This is a genomic window from Caulobacter sp. BK020, assembly GCF_004342605.1.
Lineage (GTDB): Bacteria > Pseudomonadota > Alphaproteobacteria > Caulobacterales > Caulobacteraceae > Caulobacter.
Window position 1 is genome coordinate 200,999 of sequence record NZ_SLZL01000009.1, and the last position, 15,527, is coordinate 216,525.

General features: G+C 67.5%; 11 protein-coding genes. 4 read left to right on the top strand and 7 right to left on the bottom strand.

Annotation, left to right across the window (positions count from 1 at the left end; translation table 11 throughout):
• Positions 1-43: 43 nt before the first annotated feature.
• From EV278_RS13475 to EV278_RS13485, 3 genes are all read right to left on the bottom strand, one after another.
• A complete protein-coding gene (locus EV278_RS13475) occupies positions 44-1,495 on the bottom strand; it encodes an amino acid permease (RefSeq protein WP_132092069.1) in 1,452 nt (483 codons plus the stop codon).
• Positions 1,496-1,561: 66 nt separating this feature from the next.
• On the bottom strand, positions 1,562-2,770 hold the full coding sequence (locus tag EV278_RS13480; protein WP_132092072.1) for a Xaa-Pro peptidase family protein: 1,209 nt from the start codon (positions 2,768-2,770) through the stop codon (positions 1,562-1,564).
• Entirely contained in the window at positions 2,767-4,044 is a 1,278-nt protein-coding gene (locus EV278_RS13485; RefSeq protein WP_279389377.1) for an FAD-binding oxidoreductase, read from the bottom strand. Before EV278_RS13485 ends, EV278_RS13480 begins: the two co-directional genes overlap by 4 nt.
• Before the next feature lie 65 nt (positions 4,045-4,109).
• Between EV278_RS13485 and EV278_RS13490 the strand changes: the two genes are divergently transcribed.
• From EV278_RS13490 to EV278_RS13505, 4 genes are all read left to right on the top strand, one after another.
• Positions 4,110-5,024 carry a dihydrodipicolinate synthase family protein gene (locus tag EV278_RS13490; RefSeq protein WP_207905487.1) on the top strand — a complete coding sequence of 305 codons (915 nt, stop codon included), beginning with the start codon at positions 4,110-4,112 and terminating at the stop codon, positions 5,022-5,024.
• Between the two features lie 36 nt (positions 5,025-5,060).
• Positions 5,061-6,059, top strand: coding sequence for a 4-hydroxyproline epimerase (locus tag EV278_RS13495; RefSeq protein ID WP_132092075.1), 999 nt, complete (start codon positions 5,061-5,063; stop codon positions 6,057-6,059).
• Between the two features lie 82 nt (positions 6,060-6,141).
• Positions 6,142-6,783, top strand: coding sequence for a GntR family transcriptional regulator (locus EV278_RS13500; protein ID WP_132092078.1), 642 nt, complete (start codon positions 6,142-6,144; stop codon positions 6,781-6,783).
• 440 nt (positions 6,784-7,223) lie between these two features.
• Positions 7,224-9,953: a TonB-dependent receptor gene (locus EV278_RS13505; RefSeq protein WP_132092080.1), complete on the top strand. Its 2,730-nt coding sequence runs from the start codon at positions 7,224-7,226 to the stop codon at positions 9,951-9,953.
• A 97-nt stretch (positions 9,954-10,050) separates the two neighbouring features.
• Here the strand turns inward: EV278_RS13505 and EV278_RS13510 are convergent, their stop codons facing one another.
• From EV278_RS13510 to EV278_RS13525, 4 genes are all read right to left on the bottom strand, one after another.
• Entirely contained in the window at positions 10,051-10,371 is a 321-nt protein-coding gene (locus EV278_RS13510) for a hypothetical protein (protein ID WP_132092083.1), read from the bottom strand.
• 238 nt (positions 10,372-10,609) lie between these two features.
• A complete protein-coding gene (locus tag EV278_RS13515; RefSeq protein ID WP_132092086.1) occupies positions 10,610-12,121 on the bottom strand; it encodes a glycoside hydrolase family 27 protein in 1,512 nt (503 codons plus the stop codon).
• A 49-nt stretch (positions 12,122-12,170) separates the two neighbouring features.
• The gene (locus tag EV278_RS13520; protein ID WP_132092089.1) at positions 12,171-13,745 is read right to left on the bottom strand and encodes a family 43 glycosylhydrolase; all 1,575 of its coding nucleotides are present in this window, start codon (positions 13,743-13,745) and stop codon (positions 12,171-12,173) included.
• Positions 13,735-15,525, bottom strand: coding sequence for a DUF885 family protein (locus EV278_RS13525; RefSeq protein ID WP_132092091.1), 1,791 nt, complete (start codon positions 15,523-15,525; stop codon positions 13,735-13,737). Before EV278_RS13525 ends, EV278_RS13520 begins: the two co-directional genes overlap by 11 nt.
• Between the last annotated feature and the right edge of the window lie 2 nt (positions 15,526-15,527).

Consider the following 15,527-nt stretch of genomic DNA (forward strand, 5'->3'; position numbering starts at 1 on the left):
CAGCTGGCGCGGACTGTTTCGTTTCGCGCCAGATCGCGGATCGTCAGTCGACGATCACGCTGGCTTCCCGCACCGGAGACGCTTCGGCGCCCCGCGCCAGCAGGCTGGAGCGACGGCTGTAGGCCAGGTAGACGACCAGGCCGACCAGGTTCCAGGCCACGAACCGGACCAAGGTGGCCGACGGCAGGCTGGCCATGAAATAGAGGCAGCCGACCACCGCCAGCGGGCCGACGACCCAGGCCGCCGGACAGCGGAACAGCCGCGGCAGGTCCGGCCGGCTCACCCTCAGCACCATCAGGCACACCGCCACGCAGATGAAGGCCAGCAGGGTGCCGGCGTTGGACAGTTCGGCGATCTGGTCCAGCGGCAGGAACCCGCCGACCAGGGCCACGACCGCCCCGGTGATCAGGGTCAGGGTGACCGGCGCGCCGCTCTTGGGATGCAGCCGGCCCATGCCGCGCGGCAGCAGGCCGTCGCGGGCCATGACGAAGAACACCCGGGTCTGGCCGAACATCATCACCAGGATGACGCTGGGCAGGGCGATGATGGCGGCGGCGGCGATGCCGAAGGCGGCGGCCGGATGGCCCAGGCCGCGCAGGATGAAGGCCAGCGGCTCGCCCGACCGCGCGAACTCGGCATAGGGCCAGGCCCCGACCGCGCAGGCGGCGACCAGCATGTAGATCGCCGTGCAGATCACCATCGAGCCGATGATGCCGATTGTCAGGTCGCGCTTGGGGTTCTTGACCTCCTCGGCCGAGGTCGAGACCGCGTCGAAGCCGAAGAAGGCGAAGAACACGATGGCGGCGGCGGCCATCACGCCGCGCGGATGGCCGCCCTCGGTGTGGGCGGCGAAGCCGTAGGGCATGAACGGCGTGAAGTTGTGCGCCTTGATGACCGTGACGGTCAGGCCGATGAACACGGCCAGGGCGACGATCTTGATCACCACCAGGCCGATGTTGAGCGTGGCGCTCTCGCGCGCCCCCTTGGCCAGCAAGGCGGTGATGGCGACGGTGATCAGCACGGCCGGCAGGTTGATGATCCCGCCCGCGTGCGGCCCGGCCAGGATCTGCGGCGGCAGATGGACGCCCAGGCTCTGCAGCAAGCCGACCATGTAGCCCGACCAGCCGACGGCCACGGCCGCGCAGGTGACGGCGTATTCCAGGACCAGGCTCCAGCCGACGACCCAGGCCAGTCCCTCGCCCAGCACCGCATAGGCATAGGTATAGGCGCTGCCGGCGGCCGGGATCAGGGTCGCCACCTCGGCATAGGCCAGGGCGGCGAACACGCACAGCACGCCGCAGGCGGCGAAGGCCAGGATCACCGCCGGTCCGGCGCGCTCGGCGCCGATGCCGGTCAGGGTGTAGATGCCCGTGCCGATGATGGCGCCAATGCCCAGGGCCAGCAGGTGTGGCCACGACAGGGTCGGCTTCAGCCGTCGGTCGGCCTCCACCGAGACGATCGCGTCGAGCGCCTTGCGGCGGGTCCAGAAGTTCATGCGATTACCCCCAAAGGTGTCTTTGACGGGCCGGGGACGACCGGCCGGATGGCGTGGAAACGGGCCTCACGACGAACCGAACGGCGCGTCGATCGACGGCGAGGGCTCGGTGAACCAGGCCGCGCCGTCCTCGGTGACGTGGAAGTGGTCCTCCAGTCGCACGCCGAAGCGGTCGGGGATGACGATCATCGGCTCGTTGGAGAAGCACATCCCCGGCGCCAAAGGCGTGGTGTCGCCCCGCACCAGGTAAGGGCCCTCGTGGATCGACAGGCCGATGCCGTGACCCGTGCGGTGCGGCAGGCCCGGAAGGGCGTAGTCCGGGCCCAGGCCGTGGCGCGCCAGCACCCGGCGCGCGGTCTCATCGACGACCTCGCAAGGCGCGCCGGGCCGCACGGCGGCGAAGGCGGCGGCCTGGGCCTCGTGCTCGATGTCCCAGATCCGCCGGTGCTCGTCGTCCGGTTCGCCGAACACATAGGTGCGGGTGATGTCGGCGTTGTAGCCTTCGACCTGGCAGCCGGTGTCGATCAGCACCAGCTCGTCCTCCCCCAGCGCCTGGTCGCCCGGCAGGCCGTGCGGATAGGCGGTGGCGCGGCCGAACTGCACCGCGCAGAAGGTCGAGCCGCCATCGGCGCCGGCGGCGCGGTGGGCGGTGTCGATGAACCGCTTGACGGCGCTGGCGGCGATCCCCGGCGCCAGCACGGCGGCGGCGCGCCGGTGGACGTCCAGGGTGATAGCCTTGGCGTAGCGCATCAGGGCCAGCTCCGCCGGCGACTTGACGCCCCGGCAGCCGTCGATCACCGGCGTGGCGTCGACCGCCTGCAGCGACGGCGCGGCCTTGTCCAGGGCGCTGAACAGCGAGAACGGCGCGGCCGGGTCCAGGGCCAGGACGTCGGCGCCGATCTCGGACAGCGCCCGGGCCACCAGGGCGGCGGGACTGTCGTGCTCCTGCCAGAGGCGAATGTCGGCCTCGATCTTCAGGTCGGCCTGCAGCGACCCCAGCTCGAAGCCGGGGCAGATCATGATCGGCCGCCCGTCGCACGGCAGCAGCAGGGCCACCAGCCGCTCGGTCGCGCCCCACGGCACGCCGGTGAAATAGCGCAGGCTGGCCCCCGCCCCGACCAGCAGCGCGTCGCCCCCGAGCGCGGCGGTCAGGGCCCGCGCCCGCTCCAGCCGCGCCTCGTATTCGGAAAGCGCGATCGGCGGCGGCCGTCCGGGCCGGGGCGACAAGCCCGCCAGCTGCAGGTCCATGGTCGAGCCGCCGACGCCCAGGGTCATGCCGCGTTCCTCTTGCGTAGGTCGCGCCCTCGCGCGAACCGGTCCAGGTCAAAGGGTGTCAGGTCGACCGCCGGGGCCGCGCCGCCCATCAGGGCCGCGACCAGCTCCCCGGTCACCGCCGCGAGGGTCAGGCCCAGATGCTGGTGACCGAAGGCGTAGTAAAGGTTGTCGGCCCGCTGGCTGAGGCCGATGGCAGGAAGATAGTCAGGCAGGGTCGGCCGGGCGCCCATCCATTCGGCGACGGGCCCCTCCATCCGCACGCCCAGCTCGGCCAGGTGGCGACGCAGGCGCGCCCACTTGCGGGGATCGGGCGGCGAGGATTCGCGGCCGAACTCCACGAAGCTGGCGGCCCGCAGCCGGTCGCCGAACCGGGTGAGGATCAGCGAACGGTCCTCGAACACCACCGGCGGCAGATCGCCCCAGTGCTCCGCCCCGCCTTCGAGATGATAGCCGCGCTCGGCGATCACCGGGGCGGCATGGCCCAGGTCGCGCAGCAAGGCGCCCGACCCCACGCCGCCGGCGACCAGCACCCGCTCCGGCGCCAGCTGCTGACCGTCCTTGAGCAGGACCTCGACTCGGCGACCGACGGCCCGCAGGCGCACCGCGCGGCCGGCCCGCCGCTGTCCGCCCAATGCCGTGAAGGCCTCGTCCAGCAAGCCCAGGACCAGGGCGGGATCGCGTACCTGGCCCGTGTTCTCGAACTGCGCGCCGCCGGCGACCGGGGCTGTGATCCATTGTCGCACCTGCCGCGCCAGCGGATCGGACAGGGCGCTGACCCGGGCCTGGCCGATGTCGGCGGCGCGCCAGGCCTCAAGGCCCGCCCGGGCGGTCTCGGGGCTTTCCCAGACGACGAGGTGGCCGCGTTCGACCAGCAAATCGGGACGGTCCAGGCTCGACGCCAGGCGGCGCCAGGCCGGCAGGGCCTCGTACAGCAGGCTCTTCAGCGCCTGCCTGCCGTGAGCCGCGCCTGTTGGGGTCGAGGCCCTGATGAAACGCGCCGCCCACGGCCCCCAGGCGGCGATGTCGGCCAGGCGGAAATCCAGCGCGCCGCCCAGCGGAAACAGCCGCCCCAACGCCGAGGCCAAGGCGGCCGGCGAGGCCAGGGGCTCGACCTGCTCCGTCGCGATGTGGCCGGCGTTACCATAGGAGGCCGGACGGGAGGGACCTTGCGGATCGAGCGTCAGCACCGTCTCGCCGGTGCGACGCAGGGCCAGAGCGCAAGCCTTGCCAACCACGCCGCCGCCAATCACCAATGTTCCGGCCGTCTGTCCCACCCGGGCTTTACCTCTGCATCGCCATTTCGTATACCGTAGACGAAGCAGTGAGAGGTGCAAGCCGTATGAGCTCCATGAATTGGTCGGGTGTGTTCCCGGCCGCCACGACCCAATTCAAGACCGACCTGTCGGTCGACATCGACGCCAGCCAGCAGGTGCTCGACGCCCTGGTCCGCGACGGCGTGCACGGCCTCGTGGTCCTGGGCACCTGCGGCGAAAACAATTCGCTCGAAGCCGACGAGAAGCGCCAGCTGCTGCAGGCCGCCGTCGAGGTGGTGGCCGGCCGGGTCCCGATCATCGTCGGCGTCTCGGAACTGACCACCGCGCGCGCCGCCGCCTTCGCCAAGGACGCCCAGTCGCTGGGCGCCGATGCGCTGATGGTCCTGCCCGCCATGGTCTATGTCCCCACCGAGGCCGAACTCGAAGCCCACTTCCGCACCGTCGCCCAGGCCTCCGCCTTGCCGATCATGCTCTACAACAATCCGCCCGCCTATCGCGCCGCGATCACCCTGGACGTGCTGGCGGGCCTGGCCAGCGAGCCGACCATCGTGGCCGTCAAGGAAAGCGCGCCCGATACGCGGCGCTTCACCGACCTGGCCCGCGCCTTCGGCGAGCGCTTCATCCTGATGGCCGGCCTCGACGACGTCGCCCTGGAAGGCCTGCTGATGGGCGCCCGCGGCTGGGTCTCGGGCCTGACAAGCGCCTTCCCGCAGGAATCGGTGGCCCTGGTCGCCGCCGTCGATCGCGGCGACCTGGAGGAAGCCCGGCGCATCTATCGCTGGTTCATGCCGCTGCTGCACCTGGACGCCGAACACGACCTGGTGCAGTCGATCAAGCTGGCCGAGCAGATCATGGGCCGCGGATCGGAGCGGGTGCGCATGCCCCGCCTGCCCCTGGCCGGCGCCCGTCGCGCCCAGGTGATCGCCATGGTCGAGGAAGCCGCCGCCACCCGGCCGCTCCTGACCCAGGCGGCCGCCTGACCCTCGCCGTCGGAGCGTAAGAGTAAGAGGAAGTCCATGCGTCACACGTTCTTCTGCATCGACGGCCACACGGCGGGCAATCCCGTGCGCCTGGCGGCCGGCGGCGCCCCGCTGCTGCGGGGCGACACGATGAGCGCACGGCGGCAGGACTTCCTCGCCCGCTTTGACTGGATCCGCACCGGCCTGATGTTCGAGCCGCGCGGCCACGACATGATGTCGGGCGGCTTCCTCTATCCGCCCACCCTGCCCGACTGCGACGCCGGCATCCTGTTCATCGAGACCAGCGGCTGCCTGCCAATGTGCGGGCACGGCACGATCGGCATCGTCACCTTCGCGCTTGAGAACGGCCTGATCACCCCGCGCGAGCCGGGCAAGCTGCGGCTGGAGGTGCCGGCCGGGGTCATCGACATCGCCTACGAGACGGCGGGCGACCGGGTCACGGCGGTGAAGATCCGCAACGTCCCGGCCTATCTGGCCGAGGAAGGAGTGGCGATCGACGTCCCGGGCTTCGGCCCGTTGACGATCGACGTGTCCTATGGCGGTAACTTCTACGCCATCATCGAACCCCAGGGCGCCTATACGGGCATCGACGCCCTGGGCGCGGCCGAGATCCTGCAGCTCAGCCCGATCATCCGGTCGCTGGTCCGCGACAAGGTCGAGCCGATCCATCCGCTGGACCCGACCATCCGCGGGGTCAGCCACGTACTGTGGGCCGACGCGCCCCGGGCTCCGGACGCCGACGGCCGCAACGCGGTGTTCTACGGCGACCGCGCCATCGACCGCAGCCCTTGCGGCACCGGCACCTCGGCGCGCCTGGCCCACTTGGCGGCCAAGGGCAAGCTGAAGGTCGGCGACGCCTTCGTGCACGAGAGCATCATCGGCAGCCGCTTCGTTGGACGTGTCGAGGACCGGGTCGAACTGGGCGGACGGGACGCGATCATCCCGTCGATCCAGGGATCGGCGATCGCCACCGGCCACAACATCCTCTGGATCGACCGCGCCGACCCGTTCTGGGCGGGCTTCCAGGTGATCTAGACTCCCGCTGATCCGCCGCGTCGAGTATACGATAAGGCTCACACCGCACGGGGGCGGTCGCCAAGAGGTTCAGCCTGCGCCAATGAACATCGTCGTCCGCACGCTGTCCGACCAGACCTATGAAATCGTCCGGCGCCGCATCCTGGTTGGCGCGATGCAGCCGGGGACCGCCGTTCGCCAGGACGTCATCGCCGCCGAGCTGGGCGTCAGCAAGATCCCGCTGCGCGAGGCCCTGGGTCGCCTGGAGCAAGACGGCCTGCTCAGCTCCTATCCCAATCGCGGCTACGTGGTCCGCGACCTGTCGACCGACGAGGCCAGCGAGGTCTTCGCCCTGCGCCTGAAGCTCGAGCCCGGCGCGGTCGCCGAGGCCTGCCTGCGCGCCACCCCGGCCGACCACGCGGCCGCCGAAAAGGCGCTCTCGGCGTTGGAAGCCGAACTGGCCAGGCCCGACGGCGACCATGTCAGCTTCAACCGCGCCTTCCACCTGGCCTTGGTGCGCCCTGGCGGTCACATCACCTACCAGCTGATGGAACGGCTGCAGATCCTGGCCGAACGCTATGTGCGGGTGCATCTGGAGCCCCTGGGGCGCGACGAGCGGGCCAGCCAGGAGCACCGCGAGATCCTGGCCGCCTGGATCCGGGGCGATGCGGCGGCGGTCGAATCCCTGACCGTCAACCACATCCTCGGCACCCTGTCGGACCTCAAGCAGCAGCTGTCGGCCTGACACCCCAAACTCAATCGAGGCAGTGAACCCGAGGATTTTCGGGGCGTCGATGCGCGCCCTCACGGCGTCACGCAACTGCGGACAAATTGTCGGAGTTATCAGGCAGATAATACCGGTCCTCCCGCACGAAAGGCGACCTGGAAGAGTCGCTTCTTGCACATGCGGGTTGAATTGGCGGAGCCGCCAACTGGTCTTGGAACGACATATTCCGGTCGCTCCATAGCGTTTCAAGGTCCTTTTTCGCGCGCCAAATTCTAAAATAAATATTGTGAAAACAATCGGTTACTCACGACACAACCGACCAGCCGAACTCATGGCGCGGCCCAGGGTCAATATGGCATTTGTCTGATCGTCGAATGTATATTGTATAATTTTTTTGACGCCGACCTGGAGATGTGTCCAATTTGCAGCCTGGTAATTGTCAGGGGAGAGGACAGTCCATGAGCAGCAGGCACGCCATGATGGTGGCGACGGCCCTAATCGCGATCACCCTGTGTTCGCCGGCCGTCGCGCAGGACATCAAGTCGACCGACGCAGCGGCCAAGGCGACCGCCGCCGACGAAGCCAACGCCGACGATCCGACACTGGTCGACACCGTCATCGTCAAGGGCATCCGGGGCAGCCTGGACGCGGCGACGAAGCGAAAGAAGAACGCGGCCCAGATCGTCGAATCCATCGAGTCCGAAGACGTCGGCAAGCTGCCCGACAACAACGTCCCCGAAGCCCTGTCGCGCGTCACTGGCGTCCAGATCGAGCGCATCCACGGCGAGGGCACGAACATCACCATCCGCGGGATGCAGGGCGTCGCGACGACGATCAACGGCAACAGCAACACCGTCGGCGAAGGGCGCTCGGCCAACCTGGCCGACATCCCCGCCGAACTGCTGAAGTCCGTCCAGGTCTACAAGACCCGCACCGCCGACCAGGTCGAGGGCGGCATCGCCGGCACGGTCAATGTCGAGCTGCGGCGTCCGCTGGACCTGAGGAACGGCCTGACGGTCGCCGGCAGCGTCAAGAACGTCTACGGCAGCACCGGCGACACCAAGAGCCCCTATGCCAGCCTGCTGATCGGCGACCGGTTCGACACCGGGATCGGCGAGATGGGCTTCCTGATCAACGGCTCCTACACCAGGAACAACTACGAGGAAGACTTCGTCGAGAGCGAGTCGCCCAATACGTTCTTCGGCACGACTCAGGCGTCCCTACCCGTTAGTCAGCAGAACATCATCGCGCCTTACGCGGTGAACTATGGCGTCGAGACGGGCAAGATCATCCGCCCGTCGATCAACCTAGTGGGCCAATGGCGCGCCAACGAACATCTGGACTTCGTGATCGAGGGTTCGTACTTCGGCAGCAAGGAAAAGCGCGCGCGCGACCGCCTGCACGTCACCACCCGACAGGACGGCCATACGGTTTCGAACGTGGTTCTGGCCGACGACGACCGTACCGTCCAGTCGCTGACCCTCAGCCGCGCGGCCGGCGTCGACGCCAGCGCCCAGTCTTACTATGAGGACGTGACATCGAACAACTACACGACCAATGCCGAGATGCATTGGCACAATGACAGGATCCAGATCAACGCCTCGACGCAGTACAACTGGAGCGACACAAAATATTATGGCGTTCTGACCCTGTCGCATTTCCTGGACGCCGGCGGTAATCCGATAAACACCGTCAACGTCGATTTGAACTCCGACAAGGTGCCGGGCCGCGGCCCCTACATCACCTTCCCCACCACCGACCTGTCGAAGATCAACAACTACCAGCTCTTCCAGACGCACGACGAGCGGACCTACGCCAAGAGCCATGAATTCGTCGCCGCCACGGACGCGACGTACCGCCTGAGCGAGGACAAGTTCTTCCGCAGCGCGATGGTGGGCCTGCGCTACAATGATCGCCATACCACCCGCGACTACGGCTATCGCGACACCTTCCCGACCAGCGGCCTGGCCAATTTCGCACAGGGCGTCGGTGTCGAGCGGTCAAAGCTCGAGGTCGGAAACTTCTCACCCTCCTGGTACCATCTGTCCGGCAAGGACATCATGGCCAACCTGCCCGCGTTCCGCACCGCCGCAGGCTGGGACACGGAAAAGCCGCCCAGCAACCTGGGTCAGAGCTATGTCGATGACGAGAAGTCCCTGGCCGGTTTCGTCAACCTGAACTACGGGGTCAAGAGCCGCTTCCCAATCGACGGCGTGTTTGGGGTCCGGGTGGTCAGAACCAAGGGCACGATCGAGAGCACCAAATACTCGATCGAGAAGTCGCCGACGCCGGAAGACCCCGGTCGCGTCGTGGTCATCATCACACCGACCACTGGGGGCGGCGACTATGTCGACGTGCTGCCCAGCCTCAATGGCGTCATTCACTTCACACCCAAGGTCCAGCTGCGCCTGGCCTACACCTACAACATTCAACGCCCTGACTTCCTGCAGATGTCGTCCTGGAAAACGATCGATACACTGGCTGGCCGGGTCGACTCCGGCAACCCGGACCTCAAGCCGAACCGCTCGCAGAACTACGACGCCTCGCTGGAATACTATTTCGGTCGTGGCGGCATCGTCTCGCTCGGCGCGTTCCTCAAGAAGCCCGACGCCTACATTTATTGGGCGTCGCGCACCGAGTTCGTTCCGGAACTGGGCAAAGACGCGATTGTCTCCAAGGTTCGCAACGCCGGCCCCGGAACGTTCCAGGGCTACGAATTCAACACCTCCGGCTTCTTCGATTTCCTGCCGGGCAAGCTGCATAACTTCGGCGCCAGCGCCAATTTCACCTACATGGCCAAGGCCACGATCGAATACACCGACTTCACGCCGGAACAGCGGCTGATCCCGGGTGTCTTCGACGCCGACAGCACCTCGAAATATACCTACAACCTGGCGCTCTACTACGACACGCCGCAGTTCAGCGCCCGGGTCGCGTACAACTATCGTGACCGCTACAAGATTACGGTTTACCAGGACAATCCCGAATACTCGCCCTACAACGACGCGACCTCGCGCCTTGATGCGGCTGTCAATTGGACGCCGCTCAAGCAACTGACCCTCAGCGTCGAGGGCACCAACCTGACCAAGGAAAACAACAACGTCTATTGGGGCCAGAACCGCATGCTGCCCCTGGGCGCGCGGGTCCAGGCCCGCACCATCCAGGTCAGCGCCCGCTTCCGATACTAGAGAAAATCGCGCGATATAGGAATCGCACGACTTGCTCTAGATTTTTGTTTCGCATCGCTTTTGCGGAAAACCGGCGTCCACTTTTCCGCGCGATGCTCTAGGTTTGAATATAGGTATCTCGTATCGATACGTACGAGCGCTTATAAAACTCTATTTCAGACAATTCATCCGCCCAATCTCTAGTTTGAGTTTGGGCGGATTTTTGTTGACCCAATTTAAGATTGAATTGTGGTTTTAAGTGATGACAAGCGGTCACTCGTTCCGATGGGATGATTAGAATGAAGAAGCTTGCTCTTCCGCTTCTATGGCTGACGCTCGCATCGTCGGCGGCAAATGCTCGTGATCCGGTGTCAGACGCGATGTCGGCTTGCATGAACAGCGCCAACAGCACGTTCATGTTGGAAGACAACATTTGCATGAGCCGCTTCGGGAACGCGACAAGCCCCAACGTTCCGGAGCTGATGAAATGCAAAGACTATGCGAGATCTAAATATTTGAACGCGCAATTGAATTGCCAGAATATCATCGGCTAATCTCGCTAACGACTTCACGGCAGCTCTCCACGGGGCTGCCGTTTTCAAAGAGAAGATATCGCGCTCGCGAACGGCTCGCTCAGGCCGGAGAAGCACGCATAGGCTGCAAAAAGACGAAGCGGCTTAACGCCCCTTTACCTTCAGCAACACCACGCCGTGCTCCGGAACGGCAAAGACCTTCAGCGACGCTTCAAGGTCGACTCCAGCCCACAGATCGCGAACGGCCTGCACCGTCTCCAAGCCCACATCCGCGGGTGTCGCGGTCATCGTCACCGACGCCTCGCCCCGGTTGAACAGCGCCACCGCCACCGCGCCGTCGGCCAGGGGCTTGGTCCACACCTCGGTCGCTCCCTCGCGGCGAACAGCCTTACCCTGGACGCCCAGAGCGTCCTGGTCCACGGCGATCACCTCGCGGTTCTCGAGCATCTTCAGCACCTCGGGGCTGCTCTGGCGCAGGTCGTGGCCCATCATCAGCGGCGCGGCCGACATCGCCCACAGGGTCATGTGGGTGGCGTACTCGTCGTGGCTCATGCCGCCGTTGCCGATCTCCAGCATGTCCGGATCGTTCCAGCCGCCCGGCCCGGCATGCTCGGCGCGGCCGTTCCTGTCGAAGCCGATCCTGGCCATGGTCGCATAGTCGTCGGTGATGTCGCCGGTGGTGCGCCACAGGTGACCGCCCACCTTGCGCCCCCACGAACCAACCTCGAAGCGTCCATACTCGCACAGCGAATAGACGATCGGCCGTCCGGTGGCCCGCAGCGCCGCGCCCATCTCGTAATAGGCGCGCTGGACCTTGTCGGCGTCGTCATAGAACCATTCGCCCGAGCACAGGTCGTACTTCAGGTAGTCGACGCCCCAGTCGGCGAAGGTCTTGGCGTCCTGCTGGACGTGGCCGTAGCTGCCTTCAAAGCCCGCACAGGTCTTGGGCCCTGGCGCGCTATAGAGGCCGAACTTCAGTCCGCGGGCGTGGATGTAGTCGGCCAGGCCCTTCATGTCCGGGAACTTCTCGTTCGGCCGGATCGCGCCGTCCGGTCCGCGCGTCCCCTGCCAGCCATCGTCGATGTTGACATAGACGTAGCCGGCGTCGCGCAGGCCGGTGGCGACCAGGGCGTCGGCCATGGCGCGCACGGTCTTGTCGTCGATCTTCTCGGCGAACTTGTTCCAGCTGCTCCAGCCCATCGGCGGCGTCTTGGCCAGACCGTCGGGCGGCAGGGATCCCAGCGGCGGCAGGACGGTGGTCTTGAAGGTCCGGGCCCGGGCGTCCACGGCGGTCCCGTGGCCGCCGGATTGCTCGACATGGGCGTACCAGATGTCGCCCGACAGCTTGAGGTCCTTGCCCGCCAGCAAGGCCGTCCATTGACGGGTGGCGTGGTCCTTGTCGTTGAGGTTGCGCAGCTCGAAGGTCGCCTTTTCGCCCTGGATCACCAGGTTCCGCATCTCCATCGGGCCGTACCAGGCGGTGGTGACGACGCCGCGCGGCTTGCCGCCGTCGCTGGACAGCTGGACCATCGTCACGCCCGGATAGGAGGGCGCGTTGTCGAACAGCCAGACGCCGTCCAGCGGCGTAGCCGCCTGGACCGTCCCGGCGGCCAGGACCGTGATCCCTAGCGAAAGCGTCATCAGGCCGCGAAGCATGGCGTTCTCCGTTCCATTTCAGGCGCGCCCGGCTGGGCGTTGGTGAGGTCTAGGGCTGGGCGTCGCAGGCCGGGGCCGAGCCGCTCTCGACGCGCGGCGCCTGGGCCGTCGGGGCCAGGACCTCCCACTCCTGTACGGCCAGGCCGGCATAGGTTTCCTGGGCGCCGGAGGCGTCCATCACCGCGCGGACGCACCGCGTGGTCACCGGCGCGAAGGTGGCGGACTGGAAGCTGTCGACGCCGGTCCCGAAGTCCCTGGGGGCGCGGACCGGCTTCCAGCCGTGGTCCCAGTATTCCATCCGCCAGGCCTTCGGCGGGGCGACGCCGACGCTCGACCCGGCCGGCTGGTCGGCCCAGAACCGGATGCGAGCGCCGTTGATCGTCACCGGCTGGTCGAAGCGATATTCGATCCACTGGCTGGCGGGGTTGTGCGGCGTCCAGCTGCCCCACAGGTCGGGCGGCAGGGGCGTGTTGCGGACGACTCCGTCGTTCAGCGCCTTGATCCAGTACTGCACCGGCACGGGGGCGTTGGACGCCGTGGCGGTGGCCTGCCCCGCGATGTTGCGGGTCGGCGCCGGCGGCGCCACTGGGCGACGAGTGGGCGTGACGGGCAGGATGGCCGGCGGGTTGACGCTGTCGTCCCAGGCCATCCTGTCGATCGCCACGCTGCGGCGAAAGTGCCCGCCGCCGGCCGCGTCGGCCGTATGATAGGCCAGCCACCACTGGCCCTTGAACGCCACCGCGCCCGCATGGGACGTGGTCGAGGAGACCGGCCGCAGGATCACGCCGCGATAGGTCCAGGGCCCCAGCGGCGACGGGGCGGTCCCGTAGGCGATGCAAGCATGGTAGACCGCCGGGGTGCAGTCGGACCGTGGTCCGGCCTTGTTGCCGGCGTAGAGCAGGTAGTAGACGCCCTTGCGCTTCATCAGCCAGGGCGCCTCGAAGAAGCCGTCCAGGCTGTCGACCTTCACCTCCGGCCCCTTGGGCGTGACCATGTCGGCGGCCAGTTCCATGCCGCGCAATTGGCCGAACGTGCCCCAGTAGAGATAGACGCGGCCGTCATCGTCGATCATCGCGGTGGGGTCGATGTTCTGGATGTCGTTGGCGACCGGCGCCGTCTGCGAGATGATCGGCCCGGCCGGGTGGGCGTCGATCCAGGGACCGGCGGGACTGTCGGCCACGGCCACGCCGATCGCGAACCGGTCCTTGGCCGGGCTCACCGCCTGCAGGACGGGGGCATAGAGGTAGAACCGTCCGTCACGCCCAGGGACGATCTGGCCGGCATAGGCCCGCCCGGGCTCCGCCCAGCGGAAGACTGCCTCGGGCCGCGCGATCGCCGGGTAGTGCGACCAGTCGCCCGAGGCCGGATCGCGGGTCGAGAGCGCCTGCCACTCGTTCATGATGAAGTCGTTGACGTCAGCCGGCGCCTCGTCGCGGCCGGCCAGGATCCACAGCGTGTCACCGACCACGACGGGAGCCGGGTCGGTCGAATAGTACCGACCATCGGCGAGGATCGGGTTGCCCGGGGCGTGGACCGCGACCGGCTGGGCGGCGGCCGGTGAAAGCGTCGCCAGGGCGCAGGCCAAGCCGGCGCCCCAGGCGGCGGGAGTCAGGTCACTCCTCATCGGGATAGGGCCCCTTGCCGCCGTCGGCGATCAGTTGGTCGACGCGGGCGTCGATCACCGGCAGCGGGACCGAGCCGAGCTCCAGCACGGCGTCGTGGAAGGCGCGGATGTTGAACTTCGGCCCCAGCGCCTGCTCGGCCCGCTTGCGCGCGTCGACGAAGGCCAGCATGCCCATGTAGTAGGACAGCGCCTGGCCCGGCCAGGCGATGTAGCGGTCGACCTCGGTCTGGATCTCGTGGTCGGCCATGGCGGTGTTGTCGTGCAGGTACTGCCGGGCCCGCTCGCGGCTCCAGCCTTGGGTGTGGATGCCGGTGTCGACCACCAGCCGGGCCGCGCGCCACATCTGGTAGCTCAGCATGCCGAACCGGTCGTAGGGCGTCTCGTACAGGCCCATGTCCTCGCCCAGCGCCTCGGAATAGAGCGCCCAGCCCTCGCCGTAGGCCGACAGGTAGGTGTCGCGGCGATAGGCCGGCAGGTCCCTGTTCTCGGCGGCCAGCGGCATCTGGAAGGCATGGCCCGGCGCGCTCTCGTGCAGGGTCAGGGCCATCAGCGAGTACAGCGGCCGGGACGGCAGATTGTAGGTGTTGACCAGATAGATGCCCGGACCGCCGCGGCCGCCGGTGTAGAACGGCGCGATCTCGTCGGGCACCGGGCGGATGGCGAACCGGCTGCGCGGCAGGTGGCCGAACCACTGCGAGGCCACGCCGTCGAAACGCTTGGCGTCCCAGGCCGCACGGTCCAGCAGGTCCTGCGGCGTCTTGGCGTAGAAGCGCGGGTCGGTCCGCAGATAGGTCAGGAAGGCCGGAAGGTCGCCCTCGAACTTCACCGCCTTCATCACCTCCAGCATCCGGGCGTGAATCTTGGCGACCTCGGCAAGGCCGATCTGGTGGATCTGGTCCGGCGTCAGGTCGGTGGTGGTGAACTCGCGGACCTTGGACTGGTAATAGGCCTTGCCGTCGGGGAGTTCGTAGGCGGCGAGAGTCTGCCGGGCGCCAGGAATGTACTCGTCGCGCAGGAAGACCCGCAGCCGGGCGTGGGCTGGGACCACCGCCTGGGTGATCGCCTCGGCGGCCTCGCGGCGCAGGGCCGCCTGCTCGGCCAGGGGGATTTTGGCCGGCAGGGTCTTGAACGGCGCATAGAAGGGCGAGGCCTCGGGCGTGGCCGCGTCGGCCACCAGGGCCACGCCGGCGTCGCGGCCCTGCAAGGTCACCTGGGCCGGGGTAAACCCCCGCGCCAGCCCGGCCCGCATGTTGGCGATCTGCTGGTCGTAATAGCGCGGGATGTCGCGCATCATCGCGATGTAGCCGCGATAGTCCGCCTCGGTCCTGAAGCCGCCGCGCGCCGATTCCGCGACGTCGCCCCAGAAACTGCTGTCGGCGTTCAGCGGCTTTTCGTATTCGCGGTACTGCTGCTCGGCCAGCAGGGCGTCGATCTGGCCCTTGTAGACGGCGTAGTTGACCTGGTTCTTCTTCGACAGCTTGGCGACGGGTAGGTCGGCCAAGTCCTTGGCCACCTTGGTCCAGCGCGCCAGCCGCGCGGCCTGGATCGCCGGGCCGACGTCGGGAAGCTTGAAAGCGTCGGTCTTGGGACCGTCCTCGCTGGGTCCGGTCTGGGCCAGGCGCCAGGCATATTCCTCGCCGGAGATCGCCTCGAAGCGCTTGTCCGCCGATCCGGCCTGCGCGGCCGGAGGGCTGGCCAGGGCCGAAGAGGCGACCAGCATCGGCGCGGCCGCCGCCACGCTCACGACGACCGCCGTATCGAAAAACCCGGTTCGCCGCATCT

Coding starts and splice junctions, on each gene's coding strand:
- EV278_RS13510 (WP_132092083.1), bottom strand. CDS start 10,371: ATGCAAATGTTGTCTTCCAACATGAACGTGCTGTTGGCGCTGTTCATG.
- EV278_RS13495 (WP_132092075.1), top strand. CDS start 5,061: ATGCGTCACACGTTCTTCTGCATCGACGGCCACACGGCGGGCAATCCC.
- EV278_RS13515 (WP_132092086.1), bottom strand. CDS start 12,121: ATGCTTCGCGGCCTGATGACGCTTTCGCTAGGGATCACGGTCCTGGCC.
- EV278_RS13500 (WP_132092078.1), top strand. CDS start 6,142: ATGAACATCGTCGTCCGCACGCTGTCCGACCAGACCTATGAAATCGTC.
- EV278_RS13490 (WP_207905487.1), top strand. CDS start 4,110: ATGAGCTCCATGAATTGGTCGGGTGTGTTCCCGGCCGCCACGACCCAA.
- EV278_RS13520 (WP_132092089.1), bottom strand. CDS start 13,745: ATGAGGAGTGACCTGACTCCCGCCGCCTGGGGCGCCGGCTTGGCCTGC.
- EV278_RS13525 (WP_132092091.1), bottom strand. CDS start 15,525: ATGCGGCGAACCGGGTTTTTCGATACGGCGGTCGTCGTGAGCGTGGCG.
- EV278_RS13505 (WP_132092080.1), top strand. CDS start 7,224: ATGAGCAGCAGGCACGCCATGATGGTGGCGACGGCCCTAATCGCGATC.
- EV278_RS13475 (WP_132092069.1), bottom strand. CDS start 1,495: ATGAACTTCTGGACCCGCCGCAAGGCGCTCGACGCGATCGTCTCGGTG.
- EV278_RS13480 (WP_132092072.1), bottom strand. CDS start 2,770: ATGACCCTGGGCGTCGGCGGCTCGACCATGGACCTGCAGCTGGCGGGC.